The sequence below is a fragment of the Geodermatophilus sp. SYSU D00867 genome (assembly GCF_054050315.1).
In genome coordinates this window covers 49,097-69,011 of the sequence record NZ_JBJGZC010000002.1, presented here as the reverse complement: position 1 = coordinate 69,011, position 19,915 = coordinate 49,097, and the positions used below count along the sequence as shown (strand labels likewise).

Genomic DNA, 19,915 nt, shown 5'->3' with positions numbered 1-19,915 from the left:
CTCGTCCCCGCTCCCAGCCGGCCAGACAGCGCTCTTCTGATCTCTCGTGCCAGGCAGCTCATCGTTCTAGCCGCCGCGTGGCGCGTGTCCGAGGTCTTGGAGTCGTTGACGTGCCCGCTCGACTTCCGCAGATGTGAAAAGAGATGTGAATCGGGGATCCAACACCGCCACTTCAACACTTAAATCAAGCAACCCCGCTTCCCACAGCGTCGACAAGCCGTCGTGCACCTTGGCCTCGGCCAGCAGTTGGCGCGCCGCCCGCCATCCACCTTGTTCGTTCAACATCCGCTGGAAGTAGGTCGGGCGGTAGCCGGTCCGTCGGGTGACCTCAGCCATGTCCCGACGCAAGCGTCGATCGAACTCCAACTTCAGCTTCTTGGAGGCGGCCAGCGATTCATCCTCAATTCCCGTTGAGGTGCTCGGCGACTGCGCCGCTGGGGGCAGCTTGCGCCCCGCGCTACTCGGCGCGGGCAGCACATACCGCGCGCTACGTCCCCAACCGCGCTGGTCGAGCCGGCCCTCTGCGCTGAGGCTCCTCAGGATCCACGAGGCTTTACCTGGGTCAATCCCCAACTGGCTGGAAACGAGCTCCGTCGTCAAACCCGTTGCTCCTGCAAGGGCCAGAACTGACGCCCGGATGCGGTCCGGCTCCAGCTCATCCGCTGCAGCCGTCGGCTGCTTGAGGACGGCTGGGCCCGAGCCGCTACCTGGTGCTCCCCTTCCATTCGTCGGGGCAACGGCTGTGGGTGCGACGGCCGCGGGGGGCGTCGTGCTGTTCCTCCCGGGACCTGCTGCGCTGATGCCTGTGGAGGCTGCTGCCGGCGAGCCCGCCCCTGGGTCGAGGCGGACGTAGTGCGTCCCCCTCGTGGCCCCGCGACGCTCGAGCAGACCCGCGACGGTCATGCGCGTGAGCAGCAGTCGCGCCTCTTCCGGCGTCACCTCGAGGAAGCGGCGGACCATCTCGGTGTTAACCGCGCCATGAGCCGCTAGTTCTAGAACCAGCCGCTCCGGATCACCCTTCTCTCCGCTGTCGCCTCGGACGATCTCGAGCGCTTCACGCAATCTCTCATCGAGCTGCGGCCTGACTGGGCGGGGGGAGGTGACTTCCGACGGCGCAGGTGTCAGCGGTGCCGGCTCCGGCATGACCGCGCTGAAGGACTCCATCGCGGTGTGGGCGGTCGGAGATCCGTTGGAAGGGGCAGCCTCGTCCACCACAATGACGTCGTCGGAGGGCTCCTCTTCGTCAGGTTCGCTAGTGCCTGGTATCTCAACCGGCGCCCAGTCCGCGGCGATGCCGTCATCGGTGGCAATACGTGTGGGACCGATGCCGCGTCGGTCGAGCGTGAGCCACAGGTCAGCAAGAGCTGCCTCGGGGTCCAAGTAGAACCGGGACTCACGGATGCGCCAGAACTGCCAGCCGCAGCGACGCAGCTCGAGCTCGCGGGCGAAGTCGCTGGCCACCTGCTCGGGCGTGCTGTGCCACGCGTCGCCGTCGCACTCGACCGCGAGCTTCCCCTGCGCACCGGTGATGACGAGGTCGATGCGCCGGCCGTTGACCTCGACCTGCGGGGTCACGTGGTAGCCACGCTGCTGGATGCGCCGGAAGACCCGCTGCTCGAAGAGGCTGTCGAAGTCGGGATGCCGCTCGTCCTCGGGCACGTCCTCGGGCATCGCCGCCGCGGCAGCGACCGGAGTCGACGTCATGTACGTGAGGAGCTGGGCTCGCAGGTCGTCGGGCCGCAGCTGATCCGCCATCACAGAGTGGAACAGCCACAGCTGGTCGCGGGCCCGCGACGCGGCGACGTTGTACGCACGCTGCGCATCGAGTCGGGTCTGCGTCTGCCGCTTGTGGTCCGGAGCGGTGACCAGGCTCAGCAGGACGACGTCCCGCTCGTCCCCCTGGAAGTCCGGCGGGGTGCCGATCCGGATGGCGCGCCGCTCCCACTCCTCCGGGTTGACGCGGCTGAGCAGCGCGTCGCGGATGACGTCGACCTGCGCCTGCCCCTGCAGGACCACGACGCCGAACGTCTTGCGGTCGTAGGCCGGGTCCTGCAGGCAACCGACGAGGGCCTCGACCACCGCCTCGGCCTCGACCACGTTGCGCAGCTGCGCGTTGGCGCCCTGGATGTAGGCGCCGGGGACGAAGCTCGACCGCAGCGGCGGCAGCCGGTCCGCCCCGTGCTGCCGCACCGGCACCAGCGGTGCATCGCGATAGAACATCTGCGACGACCACGTGATGATCTCCGGCATGCAGCGGAAGTGCTCCCGCAGCCGGATAACCTGACCGAACCGGGTCCGCAGGAGCGAGAAGACGCTCGACCGCGGCGTGAAACCCGACCGCAGATAGTTCGGGACATCAGGCAGCAGGGTGTCGAGGCGGTCGAAGACCTTGTCGAGCGCCCCGTGCTTGACCTCGGAGGGCGTGCACTGCTTGTCGTCGCCGACCACGATGACCCGTGGGGCGAGCCACAGCAGGAACAGGTTCTCGATGCCGACCTGGCTGGCCTCGTCGACGATGACGACGTCGAAGGCGCCCTGCTGCGGCGGGATGGAGGCGAGTACCTCCTGCAGCGGCATGACCCAGGCCGGCACAGCGCCCTGGGCCTCCGTCATGGCCTCACGGGCGGCGAGCCGGTAGCGCTGGGCGTACTTCCCACTGCCCTTGCCGACGTTGGCCATGCTGTCCCGGTAGGCCTGCAGCGCGGTCACCTGGCGAGCGGTCATCCGCTCCATGCAGGCCTGCCACGCCCGCTGGGCCGCCAGCTCGGCGGTCAGCTTGGCGATGTCGCGGTCGACGCCGGCGAGCTGCCGGTCGAGCTCCTCTTCCCGCCCGGGCGCGGTGCGCTCCCGGACGAAGGTCGCCGCCCGCGCCCAGTCCCAGGCCGCCTCGAGCTGCGGCAGCCGCTCGGCCCAGACAGGGTCGGTGGCCGTGTCCCGGAGGAGGGCGAGCAATGCCGGCGCAGTGGCGCCCAGCCGTCCGGCGAGCTCGTCGCATCGAGCCTGGGCGCGCTGCTCGCGACCGGCGAGGTCCAGGTCGTGGACCGCTGCCTCGTAGGTCGAGGCGTCGGCCGCCCTCAGCGCGTCGATGGCGGCGTCGAGCTCGGGTGGACGCTGCCCACGCTCAACTGTGCCGGCCAGCGACACGGCCAGCCGCTCCAGTTCGTCGGTCGCCCGTCGGGCGATCTCAACGTCGGCGAAGACGGTGGTGACGTCGACGAAGCCGCGCACACCCACGGTCGTGACCAGGTCGACCCGGGGCATAGCGGGGATGCCCCCCAGCTGCTGGGCGAGCTGGTCCCGAGCGACGCGGAGAGTCTCGATCGCCGCAATCGTGCCGACCACGCGGTGTGCGTGGGAGATCTGCAGCGGGCGCGGTCCCCCCACGCCACCGGGGATGCCGAGCATCCCGGTCGCCGAGGCGAACGCCTGGAGTCGCGCCAGCGACAGCAGGTGCAGCGAGACCAGGTGTGCCTGCGCGGCCGTCGTCACCGGTTGACCGTCGACAGTGGCCAGTGGCAGGTGCGGCTCCGCGGCCTTCTGCTGGTCGCTCTTGAACAACTTCTTCAGAGCACCGCCGCCATGCAGGTACGCGGCGAGGTCGGCGAAGACCTGGCCGGTCGGCGCGAGAGGGGCCTCACCGGCGTACTGGACGTCGCGGAAACCGATCTGCTCGTGCATCCCGCGGGCGTCGTCGACGAGCTGTCGCGCCTGCCCGATCTGCTGCCAGAGCAGCTCGTTGTCGCGGCGCAGGACGGTGTCGAGGACGGGCATCGCCCAGCTCGCGTCCGTGCCGCTGGCCAGCTCGGCCAGTCCGTCCCGGATGTCGCCGCAGACCCGCACAAGCGCGGCGAGGGTGGGTGCGTCCAGCTGACCGAGCACGTCGGCCAGCGGCCCTGACTGGGTGGCGCGCGCCTCGGCGCCTCGAGTGACTTCCTTCGCCAGCAGGCGCACCACAGCGAGTTCGGGCAGCGCCGACGCCGGGGGCATGACCTGGTCGCGACGGCGACGCCGGAGGTCCGTGTCAGCGGGCAGCTCGCGGCGGAGCTCGTCGACCTCGGCCACCGTCAACGGCAGCTCTCCGGTGGCGGGGACGGGCATCCAGTTGCTGGTGTCCCCCGCCGCAGCGACGCGTTCGGCGATGCGGGCGAGGGTGCCGGCGTAACCGGGCGCGACCTCCGGGTGCTGGTACGTCTCGGACTCACGCAGGGAGCGGACGTCCTCGAGGACCCGAGCACGGCGACCACGGGCTTGGTCCAGCTTGCCGACGAGGTCGTGGATGACGCGCTGGGATCGATCGCGGTTGTAGGACGAGTGCTCGGAGGCCAGCCGGGCGACGCTGCGGCTGAGCTCGGTGGAGCCACCGCGGCCGGCGTCGGTGATCGCGACGCAGAGCTCCTGCATCTCGGCGGGCAGCTTGTCGCGCAGCACCTTGAGGGCCTGCGCCTTCTCGCTGGTGACCAGGACCCGCTGGCCGCGCGCGAGCAGGGCCGACATCAAGTTCGCGATGGTGTGCGTCTTGCCGGTACCGGGCGGCCCCTCGACGACGACGCCGGTGTCCCCACGCAGCCGCCGGATGATCTGCGCCTGCTCCTCGTTGGCGGGCAGGGGGAACAGCGGATCGTCGGCCACGTCCGCACCAGCGGTGGCACCCGCGGACTCGAGCCAGGCCACCCGCTCGTCCGCCTCGATCGACTCGACCAGCTGTGCCAGCCCCAGCGGGACCGGCTCACCGTCTCCGGCGAGGGTGCGCTCGATGTCGTTGTAGTACTCCTGCAGGGCATAGGCCCCACGCCGACGGAGGACGACCGCCGGAGTCACCGTGAGCGACAGCTTGCCCGGTGCCGGCACCGTCCAGTCGGGCGCGACGTCGACCTGCCGGAGCAGCGCACGGCCCGCCCACTCCTTGAGGAACGTCAGGGCGTTGTCACTGGCGGGACGGACGTCGAGGTCGGCGATCCGGCTGCGGAGCACGGAGGTGCCACCGTCGTCGAAGACACCGTCGAGGCCGGCGAGGACGCGGCCGTCCTCGAGCGCCGTGCCGGCCGAGGACGGGTCGAGCCGGACGACGGCGTCTCCGGTCTCGACCTCGATGTCGATGACGACGCGGTGAGTGAGGACGTGCGTCCGGACACCCGCGTCCGGGAGTTGTAGCAGACCTCCTGCCAGGACGGCCTCGACGCTCTCGGGGTTCTCGAGCGTCTGCTGGCGCATGGTGCGCAGCTGGTCGTAGGTGCGGTGCAGGACCCGCTGCGGGCGGTCGTGCTCGGCCCACGCCTGCCAGACCGGCAGCCAGCGCTCGTAGGCCTCGGTAACCTCGGGGTGGTCGTCGAGCGACACCTGGGCGCCGTCCCGAGCGGGACCCTGAGCACGCAGCCGGGGAGCCTCGAGGGAGCTGTCGTCGCGCTCGGTCAGCGGGATCCAGCCGTGGAGGACCTCCGGCACCGCCGGGGACGGCTCGAGGACGACGCGCGGTAGGCGGAGCAGGACGGCACCCGCACCGACCTCACCGTCGACGGCGGCGAGGTCACGTACACCGTCGAGCCACAGGTGGTCGAGGTGGCCGCTGATCTGCCGGACCGGCACAGCCCGAGCGGTCACCAGGTCCTTGAGGAACTGGATGAGCCGGTTGACTTTGTCCTTGAGAGCCGGGTCCATTGCGCGCATGGCAGCCGGCAGCGTCGACAAGCTGTTCCCCCGTAGCGGTGAAGCGCAGTTCCGAACCTGACCGGTTCACGAGGACACGCTAGAGCGCCTCACTGACAGGGGCCAGACCCGCGCACCAGAGTCCATCGCTGGCGCCACGGGAGTCCCAGGGGTCAACGATCGGGTGGCTGACTGGGCACCTGCGTCGAGTCGCAACACCTCCTGTCGTTCCGGTGCCATACGGTTCCGCACCAGCGAAGGACAGCAGTGGCTCGCGGAAGGACCGTTCTACCTATGGACTCCCCCGATGCCGTTGTCGACCCCTGGGTGGTCCTCCGTCGACTCATGTCTCGGAACCACGCACTCCAGGATGAGCGCGATGCGCTGCGGGCCCGCATCGATGACATGGAGCAGCGGCTGCAACAGCTCGAAGCCGAGCTGCGCTCAGTAACGGTCGTCCGCGAAGCCTCGTCCGCTGAGGCGCCAGTGAGTGCTCCTGCGGACGGCACTCCGGTGACCACTGGGGACGCTGCTGACAGCGCGCACGAGCGACGGGAACGAGACAACGCGGTTCCTGACAGTGGGCAAGAGGCGGACTTCCTGCTGCCGGATCTACGGACGAGGCTCGACGTCGAGCACCGCGCTGCACTGGACCGGTGGTTGTCAGCAGGGCGGCGCGGACGGATCCACGTGTCCGACAACGGCCACCGTTGGCTCGTCGGAGCAGCAGCAGTGCGGGAAGTCCTGCTCGAAGGCGCGCAGGTCCTCGTCATCACGGCGCTGCCGACTTCGCAGTCGTCGTGGATCGAGGTCGTAGAGCGGTTCCTACCTGACATCGAGGTCGGCCAGCTGGGCGCGGGCAACTACGACAGCCTCGAGGACTGTCACGTACTCGTCGCCACTTCGGACGCTCTTGCCGCACATGAGACGGTGACGCCTCACCCAGGGGACCTTGTTCTCATCGACACCTGCGACGGCCCTCTAGTCGGGCACTCCCAGTCCCTGACGGACGTGTTCACGGACTTCCTCGTCCTGACGTCACGAGAGGAGGAGCTCAGCCAGCGGAAGGGGACAGAGGAGTTTCGTCCGGTAAGGCAGTCAGCTGGCCCGCCAGTGCAGCCCGCCGCCTCAGCTCCACAAGCCGTTCGCCAACCAGACGGGCCGGCTGCCGCCAACAGGGTCGGATCCGCTCAGCAGGGCCGTGCACTCCGGCAGCCAGCGGGCGTCCTGGGTCCGATGCCGTCCTCGCGGGCCACCGGCCGTCAGTCGATCGACGAGACCGTCGTCGCCGGTCCCGACGGCGCCGAGGCCGAGGCGCCCGCCGCCGAGGAGACCGCCGAGGGCGGCGACTTCGAGTGGGACGACGAGGAGGAGTCCGAGGCGCTGCGGCAGGCCCGCAAGGACGCCGAGCTCACCGCCTCGGCCGACTCGGTCCGCGCCTACCTCAAGCAGATCGGCAAGGTCGCCCTCCTCAACGCCGAGGAGGAGGTCGACCTGGCCAAGCGCATCGAGGCCGGCCTGTACGCCGCCGAGCGCATGCGCCAGGTCGAGGAGGAGGGCCAGAAGCTCTCCCCGCAGATGCGCCGCGACCTCAACTGGATCATCCGCGACGGCGAGCGCGCCAAGAACCACCTGCTGGAGGCCAACCTCCGCCTGGTGGTCTCCCTCGCCAAGCGCTACACCGGCCGCGGCATGGCGTTCCTGGACCTGATCCAGGAGGGCAACCTCGGCCTGATCCGCGCGGTCGAGAAGTTCGACTACACCAAGGGCTACAAGTTCTCCACGTACGCCACCTGGTGGATCCGGCAGGCGATCACCCGCGCGATGGCCGACCAGGCCCGCACCATCCGCATCCCGGTGCACATGGTCGAGGTCATCAACAAACTCGGCCGCATCCAGCGCGAGCTGCTCCAGGACCTCGGGCGCGAGCCGACCCCGGAGGAGCTGGCCAAGGAGATGGACATCACCCCGGACAAGGTGCTGGAGATCCAGCAGTACGCCCGGGAGCCCATCAGCCTCGACTTCCTACTGGAGGACGAAGAGACGGCCTCGAGCATCCGCGCCCTCGTGAGCGATGACAGCGAACATCTCGCGCGAAGGGCGCTGGAGAACTCAGCCAGGCTGGCATTGGACGTGCTCCCAGTTAGAGAGGGCACCATCCTCCGGATGCGATTCGGCTTCCCCCCTTACGAAGCGATGACCTTGGAGGACATCGGTGGCGAGTTCGGGGTCACGCGAGAGCGCATCCGTCAGCTCGAGGCGAAAGGGCTAAAGTTTTTGGCGTCTAAGGTGGATCGCGACCTTTCGTGGCGCGCCGAGCCGTTTGCCGTACGGATGCCTATGACGAACCCCCGATCGATCACGGCGTCGAACAACCGACGTCCTGTGAGCCGCCGGACTAGAACAGCATCGATGCTCTTCGCTCGTCGGCTCGGGAGCTGATGCACACCTGCTGCAATGGGCACAGGTCACAGAGCGGCTCCGCCGGCCGGCAGATGCTCGCGGCTACCTCGATGAGCGCCAGGTGTGCGGCACGCGCGTTCGACCCACCTCCGATTATCCGGGCCACTGCCATGCGACCGTCGCTCAGACGGTTCTTGCGGTCCACGTTGTCACCGCTGACCCGCGCAGCAACCCGGAGAACGCCCTTGGTGGCGAGTACCGGCTCTTCCGACGCCTCGTCACCGGCCACGGGGACGACGAGTGAGGCCAGCTCGAGTGCCGCTGAAGGTGCGATCGGTATGGGAGTCGCGGATGCCTCGGCCTCCTCCAAGGCGCCTGGGTGCTCCGACAGCCAGTCCGCGAGCTCGAGGACCTGGAGGGCGCGTGGCCCACGACCCATGTGGGTCCCGATCTCACGCAGCGCCTCGTCGCTGTCCTGCGTCGACTCTGGCGTCTCCCACCCGCGGAGGATGGGCCACAGGAGCTTCGTGACGTCGGCTGTGGCCCGGTCGAGCAGGAGTTCCGCCGAGACGACCTGCCATCTGGTGGTCGCACGCAGCCAGGGGACTCCTCTCGGCTCGATCTCCGAGAACCAGTCCGAGAGCACGGCTGCGACCGCTCTAGTGGAGGAGCTGGCCTTGTCCTTTGCATCGAGCGCTCGGTTGATCGCATGGCCAAGGTGCTCGGCGAGCAGCGGCGGTACCGCATTGCCTATCTGCTTGAAGGCCGCTGACGGGGGCCCTGCAAACCGGTACCAGTCGGGGAAGGTCTGCAGCCGCGCTGCCTCGCGGACGGTGATCGTGCGCCCCTGTCGGGGATGGATGTACCAGTAACCGTCCTTGGCGATGTGCGCGGTAATCGTCCGCGACAGGTCGTTCTCGTCCAGACGCTTGTACTTGTCGTCGAAGATGTCGTCGCGATAGCGCTTCATCTCCGCAGGGAGGTCCGAGTAGCGCGTGGACGAGTCCATCAGTTCGAAGGCTCGGGCGTCATCTTCACGCACAGGCCGGGTGATGTGGTCGTAAAGCCGCGAGGCCTCCGACGCCGGAATCCCCTCACGCATCCGGTGCTGGAAGGACGTCAGCGGACCGTCGTACTCCGCCCAGCCATCGGCACCACCGTCGGGCCGCCAGCCTCCGTCGACCTCAGGCATGTCACCGATGGCATTCCACACGGAGACGCGTTCGGCGGATTCCGTCGGCCACTGGAAGGCGAGCCCGTCCCGTAGGGCGACGAGGATCAGACGCTGCCGGAACTGTGGAACCCCGTACCGCCAGGTGTCTACGATCCGTTCCTCGACGCCGTAGCCGAGGTCCTCCAGCTCTTCCACCATCGACCGGAGGATGAACATCTCCCGATCGAGCGCCATGTCGGGAACGTTCTCCATGAGAACAGCAGGAGGTCGCACCAACTGGACGACCTCGAGGAAGGACCGCCACAGGTCCCTTCGCTGGTCATGTGGGTCGCGGAGCCCATGCCGCACTCGGTGTCGAATACCTGAACGGCCAGCCTTGGAGAAGGGTTGGCACGGCGGCCCACCTGCGATCAGGTCGACCTGGATTGCAGTCAGGAGCTCGGCCAACTCCTCGATGCGCTCAACATCTGAGAGATCCCAGTTGAGACTCATGCCTCGAAAGTGGTGCCCGTGGGTCTCGACGGCTTCGGGATAGTGATCGACGGCCACCACACTCCGGAAACCGGATCGCTCGAGTCCCAGGCTGATCCCCCCAGCGCCGCTGAACAGGTCCGCCGCCAAGCGGGCCTCCGGCTCTTGCTCTCGGAGACGGTCGACCACCGCGATCAACTCTTCGCGGGTGGTTGCGCGCTCAGGATGCGGTGACAGCTTGACGAAGGGACCGCGGACGAGCTTGACGCCATAAGGGGCTCGCACGGGTTCAACACCCAACGCCTGGCCGACCTCTTCTTGGTGCTCCTGGACGGAAATTGCACTACCCCCGTTGGTCATGAAGACGCGAAGCCGAGCGCTCGCCATACGTCAGGCGCGACGGCCTCGAGCCGCTGCGCGATGCGTTTGAACGCTTCGTACTCCCCTGCCTGCAATGCTGCGGATCTCAACGCGAGCCCTGTCATCGCCGGCAGCTCACCGGCTACAGCGTTGGCGCGGTCCGCTCGGCCGGTCTCCGAGACCCTGCCTGCGCGGTCGCGGTATCTCTGGTTCGCCGCCATGCACAACTCGTTGATGGGGCGCTCGAGTAGATGCTTGAGTTGAGCGGGAACTGAAACGCGCATCTTGGCGACGTTGATCTGGAAGAGGTCGTCGAGTTCGGTGTCAAAGTCCAACGAGGCTCTCGCCAGCTTGAGGTGCTCATCGATACCTCGTAGGCCGGCCCAACCGCCCCACTGCACCAACCGGTCGCCTCGGTAGATGTAGAGGCCCTGCTGGCGGTTCCACTTGAGCGGTCCCGAGAGTTCGTCAAAGCGGGCCAAGGTACTGAAGTCGTCCTTCGCAGGAAGGACGAACCGGTCGAGGCGCACGCGCCCCAGACCTTCACCGGCGGTCAGCTCGAAAGTCTGTGTATGCAGCCGCAGCGTGTGTTCCTCGTCGACCGCAAACGGATTCCACGGCTCCAGCTTCTCCCCGTTCACGGTGATGACCAAGGGCCGCTCGGCGACACCCTCCAGAAATCGGTGGAAAACCATCCTCAGGTGGTCCGCCGTCTTCCTAGCCAACGACTCGATGCGTCGTCTGGCCCATCCGCCATCCGGGTTCTTCTCGGGCAGCACCCGGTCGAGGTTCCGCCACACGACGACCGTACCTCGACCTTCACCGAGAAGCGCCCGCGCATCCGCCGTCCTAGACTTCTCAGGTGCGGTGATGAGCCAGTCATCCCATTCGATGATGGTGTCGAGGTTCAGTTCACGTGAGGCAACTGGGCCATTGGCTAGTCGACGGCTCACAACAGTGACGCTGCGACACTGGGAGAGCGATGCCGTCTTGAGTCCCAGACCGTACCGGCCGAGGTCGCTTGATCCGTAGGCTCGTCGACTGCCGAAACGGAGAGCCTCGACCAGACCATTTGGGCTCATCCCAGCCCCGTCGTCACAGATAGACACGGAGGAATTTACACCATCGAATCGGACGACCACGTCAACGCTCTCGGCGCCAGCCATCACGCTGTTGTCCACGAGATCGGCGACAGCCGAGGGAAAGTCGTAACCGATGTCCCTGAGCGACTCGGTAAGACGGGCCGCCGAGGGAGCTACGGATCGATGCCGACTCGCGGACACATGCACTCCTCGCACCTTTGGATCCCGTCCAGGCTCTCACACGGCGAGCTCAGGACCGCGGCGGCTCGCCACGCAACGTTCGCCACACCGCCTCGATCCGGTCACCGGCGGTGTCGACCGGCTCATGCTCCCAGACCCGTATGACAGTCCAGCCGGCGTCGGTGAGCTGCTGGTCCTGTCTTCGGTCCCTTGCCACGTTGGCGTCGAGCTTGGCCTCCCACCATGCGGCGTTCGTCTTCGGACGAGTGGAGTGGAGCGGGCACCGGTGCCAAAAGCACCCGTCGACGAAGACAGCAAGCTGAGCTCGCGTGAAGACGATGTCAGGACGCCCCGGCAGGCCTCGGAACTCCTTCCGGAACCTGAGTCCCCGTGCGTGTAGCTCGCGCCGCAGGGCGACCTCCGGGCCTGTGTCCCGGCGGGGCATCCGCTGCATCTGACGACTTACCTGCGCGTCACGGGCGGGCGGTCGTTGAGCCTTCACGCGTCGGCCCCGACCACCTTCGACCACCTCTCGAACATACGTCCGTCGCGGGGGTGACGTGGCCGATCTCTCGGCCACATCGAGGTACCACACCTGGACGATCCGCCCGGTCGCGTCGGTCATCCCCCCGTTGCGGTGACCGTCAACCCGACCTCCTGCAGGAACCGACGCGAGACTGCGCCTTTGGACCAGCCGAACAGCTCGCACAGGGCGCCGGCCAGGACGTCCAGCCCGGCGCCTGGGTGCTCCTGGCGCAGATGGGACATGGCCAGCCGGATCTCTTCGGGAGGCACGCGGCCGGGCGCCCGTACGTCTCCGTTGGAGGGCACCCGGACCTGCTCGAGCAGCTGGCCGGGCAGCCGGATGAAGTTGTCTGTGGCCACGTCTATGCGCTGCCCCGCAATCGAGCAGCGGTGCAGCGCCCGGTCAAGAGCGTCCGGCATGTCGCCCCCGTATGGGTCCACCTCCCAGTCCCGCTGGAAGGCTTCGTAGAGGGTCTCGACATGGACGGGCGCCTCCTTCCGAATCAGCCTCTCGAAGTACCGGGTGAGGTAGGGCGTCGCCAGAGGACTGTCGGGACGGAAGCGGCAGTTAGCAGGGGACGCCTTGCCGTGCGCCTCGCCGTGCTCGTAAGGCCTCGTCCACGATGCAGCAGCTGGCTCAGATGGCACTTCGACCTGGACAGGCACCGGATGCACCGCATCGACGACAACTGGTTCGCGCATCGTCGCAACCTGGCTGACCGGCTTGCCGGTCATGGCCGCGATGGCCTGCTGCAGCTCCCGCTGCACGACAGCGTCGAGTTCGTCGTCAGGGAGGACATCAAGACAGAAAGCGCCCTGCGCCCGCAGCATCCGCTTCGCGAAGTCCCGCATGAGTTCACTTCGGCTGACGGCTCCGCTAGGAGCCCCCAAGATCGCGGCTGCCATCCTCCTGGCAAGGCGCCGGTCCGCAGCGAGGGTGGGGCGTTCCATGATGTTGACGAGTTCGTCCTCGCCGAGACCGTCAGCGCGGTCGATGAGATCAGCACCCACGATCTCGGCGCGCCACCAGAGGCGGCGCAGGACATTGCGCGGCCGTCCCAGCATGCGCTTCTCCGCCCGGTCCGGAAAGCGCCATACGCTCAGGTCTGGAAGAACCACCATCGCGAGGAAGTTCCACACTTCGTCCGCGGCGGCGTCCGCTGGCACGATCGCCATGTGCTCGTGCAGCAGGGCGGTGGCTGGTCGGTCGAAGTCACCGATCCGGGCCCGGCTCAGAGAATCGGGGAAACCGAGCCGGTCCGCGAGCTCACGTAGCGCGACCGCGACGTCTTCGATCGAGGATTCAGGTACAGCCGTACCACCGACCGCGACGGGCGCCGCATCCGGGTGATTGGTCTCTGCCCTCTTCCGCAGCTCGGTTGGCTCGAGCTCGGCGTACTCCTCGAGGAGAGTCCGCGCCGCAATGTCCGACAGCCGTGGGTAGACGTACACGCTCAGCTCACCGCCTCAGCGAGCAGACCGGTCCGTGCCTGCATCGCTGCCTCGAACCTCGATCGACCCGAATCACGACTTGCTCGCAGTGACCTCGCGTCCTCGTATGGCCAGAGCCGTCGGCAGATCTGTTCCAAGGTGTGCCCCAACGAGCCGATCCGGAAGGTGCCCCAGCCGCTGATGAAGTCATCGGAGTCGAGTGCTGCGTGCACGAGGAGGCGATGGACATCCCAGAACAGGACGCTCCTGATCTCCTCCGAGTCGGCGGTGCCCCGAACGAGCCTGGTCCCCACCGGATGGGCACTGTTGATCCTGATGCGCAGACAGGCGAGAGGGTTCGCATCCAGGTCGGTCAGATCGTGCTGAAGCCACCAGATGCCTCCGGCATCCCCCAGTCCTGACTGGCCGAAGTCGATGACGTCAGTGGGGAACCGCGAGGCATCGCCCTCGAGGAGGCAGCTGGCCTGCTCATCTCGGGACTCCCTCCACAGGACGGACCCCGGTCGTGTAGCAGAGAGCGCTGCCCCGCCCGTCCCGGGACGTAGCAGGACGATGAGCCGTTCGATCGTCAAGCGTCCGCCGGCCACACCAGGCGGTACATCGAATGCGAGGTTGATCGCACGGTCCCCGACGATGGGGACTGTGGCGCCTACAGACCGAGCCGTCGTCGACGACGCCGACCACAGTGCTGTGACGGCGATTTCTGCATCGTCGGGCAGTCCACACTCCCGGAGCACTTGGTCGCGAGAGACCCGGACAATGGACTCCAGCGTGATGGTTGACGTGTAGTCCCATCCCTTGAGAAGGAGCGGGAGGGGCTGCCGGTCGCCCCGCAGCTCGACGATCCACTGGCCGCACTGGGGTTCGGTCTCCGCTTGGAGGTAAGGCAGAGTCACGACCCTCATGACTCGACACCCAAGGGCTCAAGCCTGAGATCGACGACGGTTCCGACGTCACGTGGTTGCAGCACCTTGAGACACCAGGCCCCTTGGTCGTCCGCAGCCACCTGCAGTACTTCCCCTGCGTCGGGCACGGGGCGGCCATCCCGCCAGTACCCGAGGACCTCCGGCACGGGGGCCCCGACGGGCGCCTCCTTCTCTCGCGAGACACCATCCGGACCAGCAGCCGCCACGAGGGCCATGACCTCCGTTGCCTGCGTCCCCCGCCTTGGCGTCACCGCGAACTCGATACAGAGACGGGTCCGTCCCTCCGTCTCGGGTTCGAGCCATCGCCGACGGATTTCAGCCTTCGCTGTCGGGCCACCACCACTCGCACTGGAACTGGTCTTCTTCGTACGTGGTGCCCTCGGCCCGTTTCCTGCTGAGACACTCAGAAGCTGGCCGAGCTGATCTGCGACCACGACTCCCGACTCTCGGACCTCTCCGCCGCCGAGCCGCACGGCAGGCGCGAATGCGTCCTCCGCTGCAGCCTTGATGTCTCGGAGCGCCACGTTCACGTAGGTGCGCTGGCGTCTCTCGCTGACGAGAGTCGGGTTCCAGGTGTCGTGGGTTGGGGGCTCCGCTGCGGCGAAGGCAGCGTCCACCTCCTCCGAGGTGCGGAAGACGCCGGCCCACTCGAGCCCCTTGTTGGTCAGTGCAGGCCCGGAGCGGTACTGCACCACGAGCTCCGCTCGACGCATCACGGCCACGTGATGGGACGGTCCCGTGAACGGAGCGGCGGTGCGCTGTTGCCCGTGGTCGTCCAGTCCACAATCCAGGATGGGCCGAGTCGCGAAAGGTACGGCGTGCATCGCGAGCCACCCGAGATTGGCGATGGGCCGCTGCGACTTGATGTTCCTGATGTGCTGTAGGGGATACAGCTCCGGAGCCGCTCCCTCGTCATCGCACGCCCTCAGGGAATCCAGTGCTTGGGCGAAGGCAGATAGTGGCGGTGTCTGACGTGGATCCGGCACCGGGATGGCTTCGCCATCCAAGGTCGCGACGAAGGTCATGGCAGGCCGAGACCCGTCTCTGGCCACCATTTTGGGCCAGAAGTTCCACAGCAGCGCTTCGATCATGAAGTTGACGACCTGGTGAGGCTCACGTCCTGCCAGGTCAGGCGCGAGGATTGCGATGGTCGTCCCCGTCTCCTCGGCGGAGAAGGCCGGGAGTCCCAGCCGGTCAGCCAGCCGCTTGGCGGCGTCGCCGGTGACAGGCTCAACTGCGTTGTCGCTCCCGAAGCGACCCCACCAGTGCCGGCCCGTGTAGTTCTGTCGTCTGTAGTCGTACTGGCGTCCGATGGTCTGGGCGATGAGCCGCTGCTGGATCCGCCCTCGGTAGTTGGCGCTGGTGTGGATGAGGACCGTACGACAACCGCTGACCAGATAGCTGATGGTCTTGCCGAAGCCGTAGGTACCGCCACCGAGCTCCCGATCAGAAGGCTGGCCGATGTTGAAGACGAGGTCGATGAAGTTCGTCGCTTCGCCCTCATCTGCTGGACGGTCCGCACGGAGGGGACCACCGAGACCCTTCGTTCCCCGGTCGGTGATGCACAGCATCCGCAACCCGCGGTCTTTCAGCGCACGCTCGAGCTCGACGTCGCCGCTCTCCAGGACGTTGTTGAAGACCCCCTTCGGCGGAAGGGATGAAAAAACCTCGTCCTTCAAGGCGAGACGCTGTTCAGTTGTGACCTCGCTCAGACCGAGCGATACACGGACGTCACCGTCGCCCGCGCGGGCGTCCCAGCTGTTCTGGACCGCTTCCCGGACGAGCACCACGTACGGATCGAGATCCGGACGCCCGAGGAGGTTGAGCGCCCCCTCCCCCGCCAGCCCGCCATGCGGCGCGCGGGGTTCTGCGAAGTGGTTCATCGAGATCACAGCGCTGCGAGCTCCCTCAGGACGGTGATGCGGGCACCCGCGGGCAGGGCCGCCGGATGGGGCCCGGCCAAGTCGAGCTGGTAGTTGAGGTTCAGAACACCCTCAGGCACTCGACCGCCGATGAAGCTGGTCGGCACGACGCGGGGGAACGTCTCGTCGATGTGGTACCAGAGCTCCTCCCGCACCTCGAAGGGGCGGGTGTCCGAGGACTCAGAGATGCCCGTACGGGCGAGGATCCGCTCGAAGTCGGCCGGATCCACCCCGAGCCCCCGGATCTCGTCTATCAGCTGCCGGAGGGTCATCCCAGCCGACGCCTCCCCGAGGCGGAGGTAGACGAGATACAGGCGCCCCGCCGTTGGGGCCGCCAGCTGCTCTGGGCCGTGGATTTCGACGGTTCGGCCATTCCGGGCGCTCGAGGCCTTCACCTCAAGGGCGACAGCGCCACGACGGAAGTCGTGCACGGCCCGGTCAGGGCCAATCCAGTGCTCGATTCGACGGAGCGGATCCTCGGCGACCAGCTGCCGTAGAACCCAAAGCTCCCCGTAGATGCCTATCAGGCCGCTCTCTCCCAGCGGCTCCTTCCCCGCCTCGAGGAGTTGTCGCCACCGTGACAGCGTCAGCTGCGGGATGGTCCGGTAATCATCAGGTCGCGCGAGCACGCGCTCGCAGATCTCCCCCGCCAGCCGCTCGAACACGTCCCTGAGCTCCACCCGGTGACAGGCCACGTCGACGAACAGCCTCCGGCTGCCTTGGACTATGAGCTCGCGACGCTCCAGCGTGACCGACTTGGACCTCCGGTCCGGCGCCACGGGTGTCCCAGGTGGCACCGGCACCAAGACGTGTTGGGTTCCGTCGTGATCGACGGCTGCCATGAGGTCGCCGGCGGGCGTCGCAACAGGAAGCGAGACTAGGAGCACCTCGCTTGCTTCCTGGGACTTGGAAAGCGCGTGGAACGCAGCCGCAACGTCGTCGCGCACTCAGGCCTCGACACCGTTCAGGCTGGACTCGGTGTCCATGCTCTCGACGTCAACGTCCTCCGCGTCGTCCACGTCGTCGAATTCCTCAACGTCACCCAGGGGCAGGCCAACTGCCTTGTAGCGCACGGCAGAGTCCTTGACTGTCGCCTCGGGGAAGACGAGGCCGATCCCCATGACGTCCTCCGCGGCATCTAGGTCGACGCGCACAGGCTCCTTCCCGGGGCGCGGAGCGCGGAGTGGCTTCGAGTCCTTGTCGATGGGATACAGCACTACGAGTCCAATACCGACGGGACGCAATTCCTGCAGTTCGGCGTCGGACATCTCGGCAACTTTCGCCGCGTCCATGTCGAGGTCAATGACGCGGTCCTCGTGAGACATGAGGGACTTGATGTTCGCGTGCGGCTTAGCCACTGTCCTAAAGGCTGCCCGGTTGATCAGACCCACCGGCGGCAAGCCGCCGCCAAGCTCGATAAGACGCCCCGCATGTTCGGTGCCGCGAGTCACGACGGCGATGTTCCATGTCGCGAGCTCACCGTAGCCGTTCTGGCGCCCGATGTACTCGGCGATCCGGTCAGAGTTGAGATCCTGCGCATCAGCATGGAACCGATACCGACTCAGGAAATCGACCACAACATTCACCGGAACACCGTCATACACGTACCTGTTGCTGCCGGTTTTGCGAGGCGCCCCACCATTCACCTTTTCCGCTGCGGCGAGCAGCCGGCGACTGGCACGCAGATTATCGATCAGCCAGTCCCGATCGCGGTGGTTGAACAGGATCGTCTGAAGGCGCCGGCCGCTGTAGGACACAGCGACGTCCTGGGCAGCCTTCATCTTGAGTGCAGAAGTGATCGCCAGCTGCGGGTGCGTGCGCACTCGAACCGCGAACTCGCGGGGCGTGAGATCCTCGCGCTCGTACCGCGAGATGTCGACCCGGATCTCCGCTTCGACTGTTGCCAGGAACTGGAAGTACTCAGCGAGGTCCTTAGTCATCCAGATCCGGGGAAGGTCCGAGTAGCCTGGGCGGTAGCCGAACCATCTTCCCATCTGGAGGAGCGTGTCGTAGGCGCTCGCAGTCCGCAGGAAGTAGCTGACAACCAAACCCTCGAGCGTAAGTCCCCGTGACAGGGTGTTTCCCCCAACTACGATGACAACTTGAGCCTCATCGCCGTAGTCGAGGCGGTCCGCGCTCTGGAAGTTGTCCACCACCACCTTGATGTCGTGGAGGACTCCATCAACCTCCGCGGACACCTGTTCAAAGGTGACAGGTTGTTCGCCCAACTCCTGAGCGGACACCCGGTCGGCCTGTCGACGCCACACCTCCGCTAGTGCAGCGCGGCCCGCCTCCCCGCGTAGTGACATCAGAAGCCCCTCAATGGGTTCCCTGTACCGGAAGTGCATAGAAGAGAGCTGCGTCGTGTGGATCAACATAGATGAATGCCGGTCGCTCTGACCACGGACACGTCGAGTTGCCGTTGCAAGGACAAACCAGCGGATAGCTTCTTGCAGCGAAGGCGTGATGCGCGGCTTCCACGAGTCTCGGTCGGCCCGCTTGCGCGGGGGACGGAGGTGAGTGACCTCTTCCATCGGAACCTCCGACACGAGATCGAGGCCATCCGCGCCGAGTTCCGCCTCTTCCTCGGTCAGAGGCTCGCGCCCGAACAGGCGCTCAGCGCCGAAGTATGCGTCGGGCCTCGGAAGGTCGACAATGAAGTCGCTCGGGTACAAGTCCTCAGGCACGGAGGGGTCGATGAAGATATTGGCGAAGGGCGTCGCCGTATATCCGACGTAGGCCGCCTTTGGCTGGTTGAGCAATCGAAGAATCAGCTTGTTGATCTCAGCGCGATCCGCGCCCTTGGTGTTAACGCTGGCCTGGTCTGCCTCGTCATCGATGACAAGGATTGGACAGTTCTGAAGCGTTGATTTAGAAGCCTTCTCGAGCCAATCGCAGAGGTTCTCCAAGCGCGTCTTGTTCTTCTTGACGACTGCGAGCACACGGAGCTGGTCCTGCGCGAGGAGCGCGTCCGTGTTGCCCGGGTCACCGAAGTCGGCTCCGCTGTTGGTCAGCCCGATCCAGCGCTTCTTGTTGAGGGCGACGAGCTGCTGATCCAGTCGTACCTGCGTCTGTCGACGGAGGTTGTTGTGGATGCCTGAGAGCACGATGAATAGCCGGTAGCCGGCGTCGGCAGCCTTGGATATGACCGCGGTGAAATTGGAAGTCTTTCCACTCTGGACGTAGCCCAGCACGAGGCCTCGGCCTCGGAAATCCCGGCGCCATGGCGCCGGCAGGCTGGCAACCACCTTGGTCGACGCGCGGTCAAGGGACTCGAGACCGTCCGGCCCCATCGACCCCGCTTCGGTCAGCGCCCGCTCCAACGCCGGCCAGAAGTCGTCCGCGGGACGCGACCCCGTATACCAAGGGACGATCCGCCGAGGATCCGTCAGGGCATTCGGCTCGCGAGCAGCGATGATCCCCGCGGCGGTCTCGTGGTACCTCTTCACAGCGGCGGTCACGACCTCGTCGTTCGGGATCAAGTCCCGCATCGAGGCTTCTGCAGCCTCCGGCGACTGATCTTGGCGCAGCAGACCGATGAACATCGCGTAGGCGGCCTGCACGGCGGCACTATTGGGCGTCACTTGTCCCCCGTCTTGATCACGTAACGGAACGAGAGCGTAACTGAGGGAGACGCACACGCGGTTCTAGTGCTCAGCGACGAGTCGAACGTGCACCTCCCGACACAGGCGCCCCTCGCACGTCCGCGGAATTCCTGCTGCGGAGCAGGGGTGCCCTCAAGCACCAGAGCCCGAGGGCCAATCCGTCGGTCGGGCT

The 19,915-nt window shown here is 66.8% G+C and carries 10 protein-coding genes; 1 reads left to right on the top strand and 9 read right to left on the bottom strand.

Annotated features, from left to right (window positions below; translation table 11 throughout):
- Positions 1 to 66 precede the first annotated feature (66 nt).
- Positions 67 to 5,685, bottom strand: a complete 5,619-nt coding sequence (locus ACI8AK_RS02395) for an AAA domain-containing protein (protein ID WP_456954996.1) — start codon at positions 5,683 to 5,685, stop codon at positions 67 to 69.
- Positions 5,686 to 5,937: 252 nt separating this feature from the next.
- Between ACI8AK_RS02395 and ACI8AK_RS02390 the strand changes: the two genes are divergently transcribed.
- Positions 5,938 to 8,085 carry a sigma-70 family RNA polymerase sigma factor gene (locus ACI8AK_RS02390; RefSeq protein WP_456954995.1) on the top strand — a complete coding sequence of 716 codons (2,148 nt, stop codon included), beginning with the start codon at positions 5,938 to 5,940 and terminating at the stop codon, positions 8,083 to 8,085.
- On the opposite strand, the gene dcm is transcribed toward ACI8AK_RS02390, so the two are convergent.
- From dcm to ACI8AK_RS02350, 8 genes are read right to left on the bottom strand one after another with little or no spacing between them, the layout of a single operon-like run.
- Complete coding sequence (gene dcm / locus ACI8AK_RS02385) at positions 8,042 to 10,051, bottom strand: DNA (cytosine-5-)-methyltransferase (RefSeq protein ID WP_456954994.1); 2,010 nt, start codon at positions 10,049 to 10,051, stop codon at positions 8,042 to 8,044. The two genes, ACI8AK_RS02390 and dcm, sit on opposite strands and share 44 nt — an antisense overlap.
- The gene (locus tag ACI8AK_RS02380; RefSeq protein WP_456954993.1) at positions 10,048 to 11,334 is read right to left on the bottom strand and encodes an ATP-binding protein; all 1,287 of its coding nucleotides are present in this window, start codon (positions 11,332 to 11,334) and stop codon (positions 10,048 to 10,050) included. The genes dcm and ACI8AK_RS02380 overlap by 4 nt, the downstream gene beginning before the upstream one ends.
- A 49-nt stretch (positions 11,335 to 11,383) precedes the next feature.
- Entirely contained in the window at positions 11,384 to 11,938 is a 555-nt protein-coding gene (locus ACI8AK_RS02375; protein WP_456954992.1) for a very short patch repair endonuclease, read from the bottom strand.
- Positions 11,935 to 13,290, bottom strand: a complete 1,356-nt coding sequence (locus ACI8AK_RS02370) for a hypothetical protein (RefSeq protein WP_456954991.1) — start codon at positions 13,288 to 13,290, stop codon at positions 11,935 to 11,937. The genes ACI8AK_RS02375 and ACI8AK_RS02370 overlap by 4 nt, the downstream gene beginning before the upstream one ends.
- A 2-nt stretch (positions 13,291 to 13,292) precedes the next feature.
- Positions 13,293 to 14,195, bottom strand: a complete 903-nt coding sequence (locus tag ACI8AK_RS02365) for a hypothetical protein (RefSeq protein WP_456954990.1) — start codon at positions 14,193 to 14,195, stop codon at positions 13,293 to 13,295.
- Positions 14,192 to 16,108, bottom strand: a complete 1,917-nt coding sequence (locus ACI8AK_RS02360; protein WP_456954989.1) for a hypothetical protein — start codon at positions 16,106 to 16,108, stop codon at positions 14,192 to 14,194. Before ACI8AK_RS02360 ends, ACI8AK_RS02365 begins: the two co-directional genes overlap by 4 nt.
- Positions 16,105 to 17,085, bottom strand: coding sequence for a PD-(D/E)XK motif protein (locus ACI8AK_RS02355; protein WP_456954988.1), 981 nt, complete (start codon positions 17,083 to 17,085; stop codon positions 16,105 to 16,107). The genes ACI8AK_RS02360 and ACI8AK_RS02355 overlap by 4 nt, the downstream gene beginning before the upstream one ends.
- Positions 17,086 to 19,701 carry a Z1 domain-containing protein gene (locus tag ACI8AK_RS02350; protein ID WP_456954987.1) on the bottom strand — a complete coding sequence of 872 codons (2,616 nt, stop codon included), beginning with the start codon at positions 19,699 to 19,701 and terminating at the stop codon, positions 17,086 to 17,088.
- Positions 19,702 to 19,915: the final 214 nt, after the last annotated feature.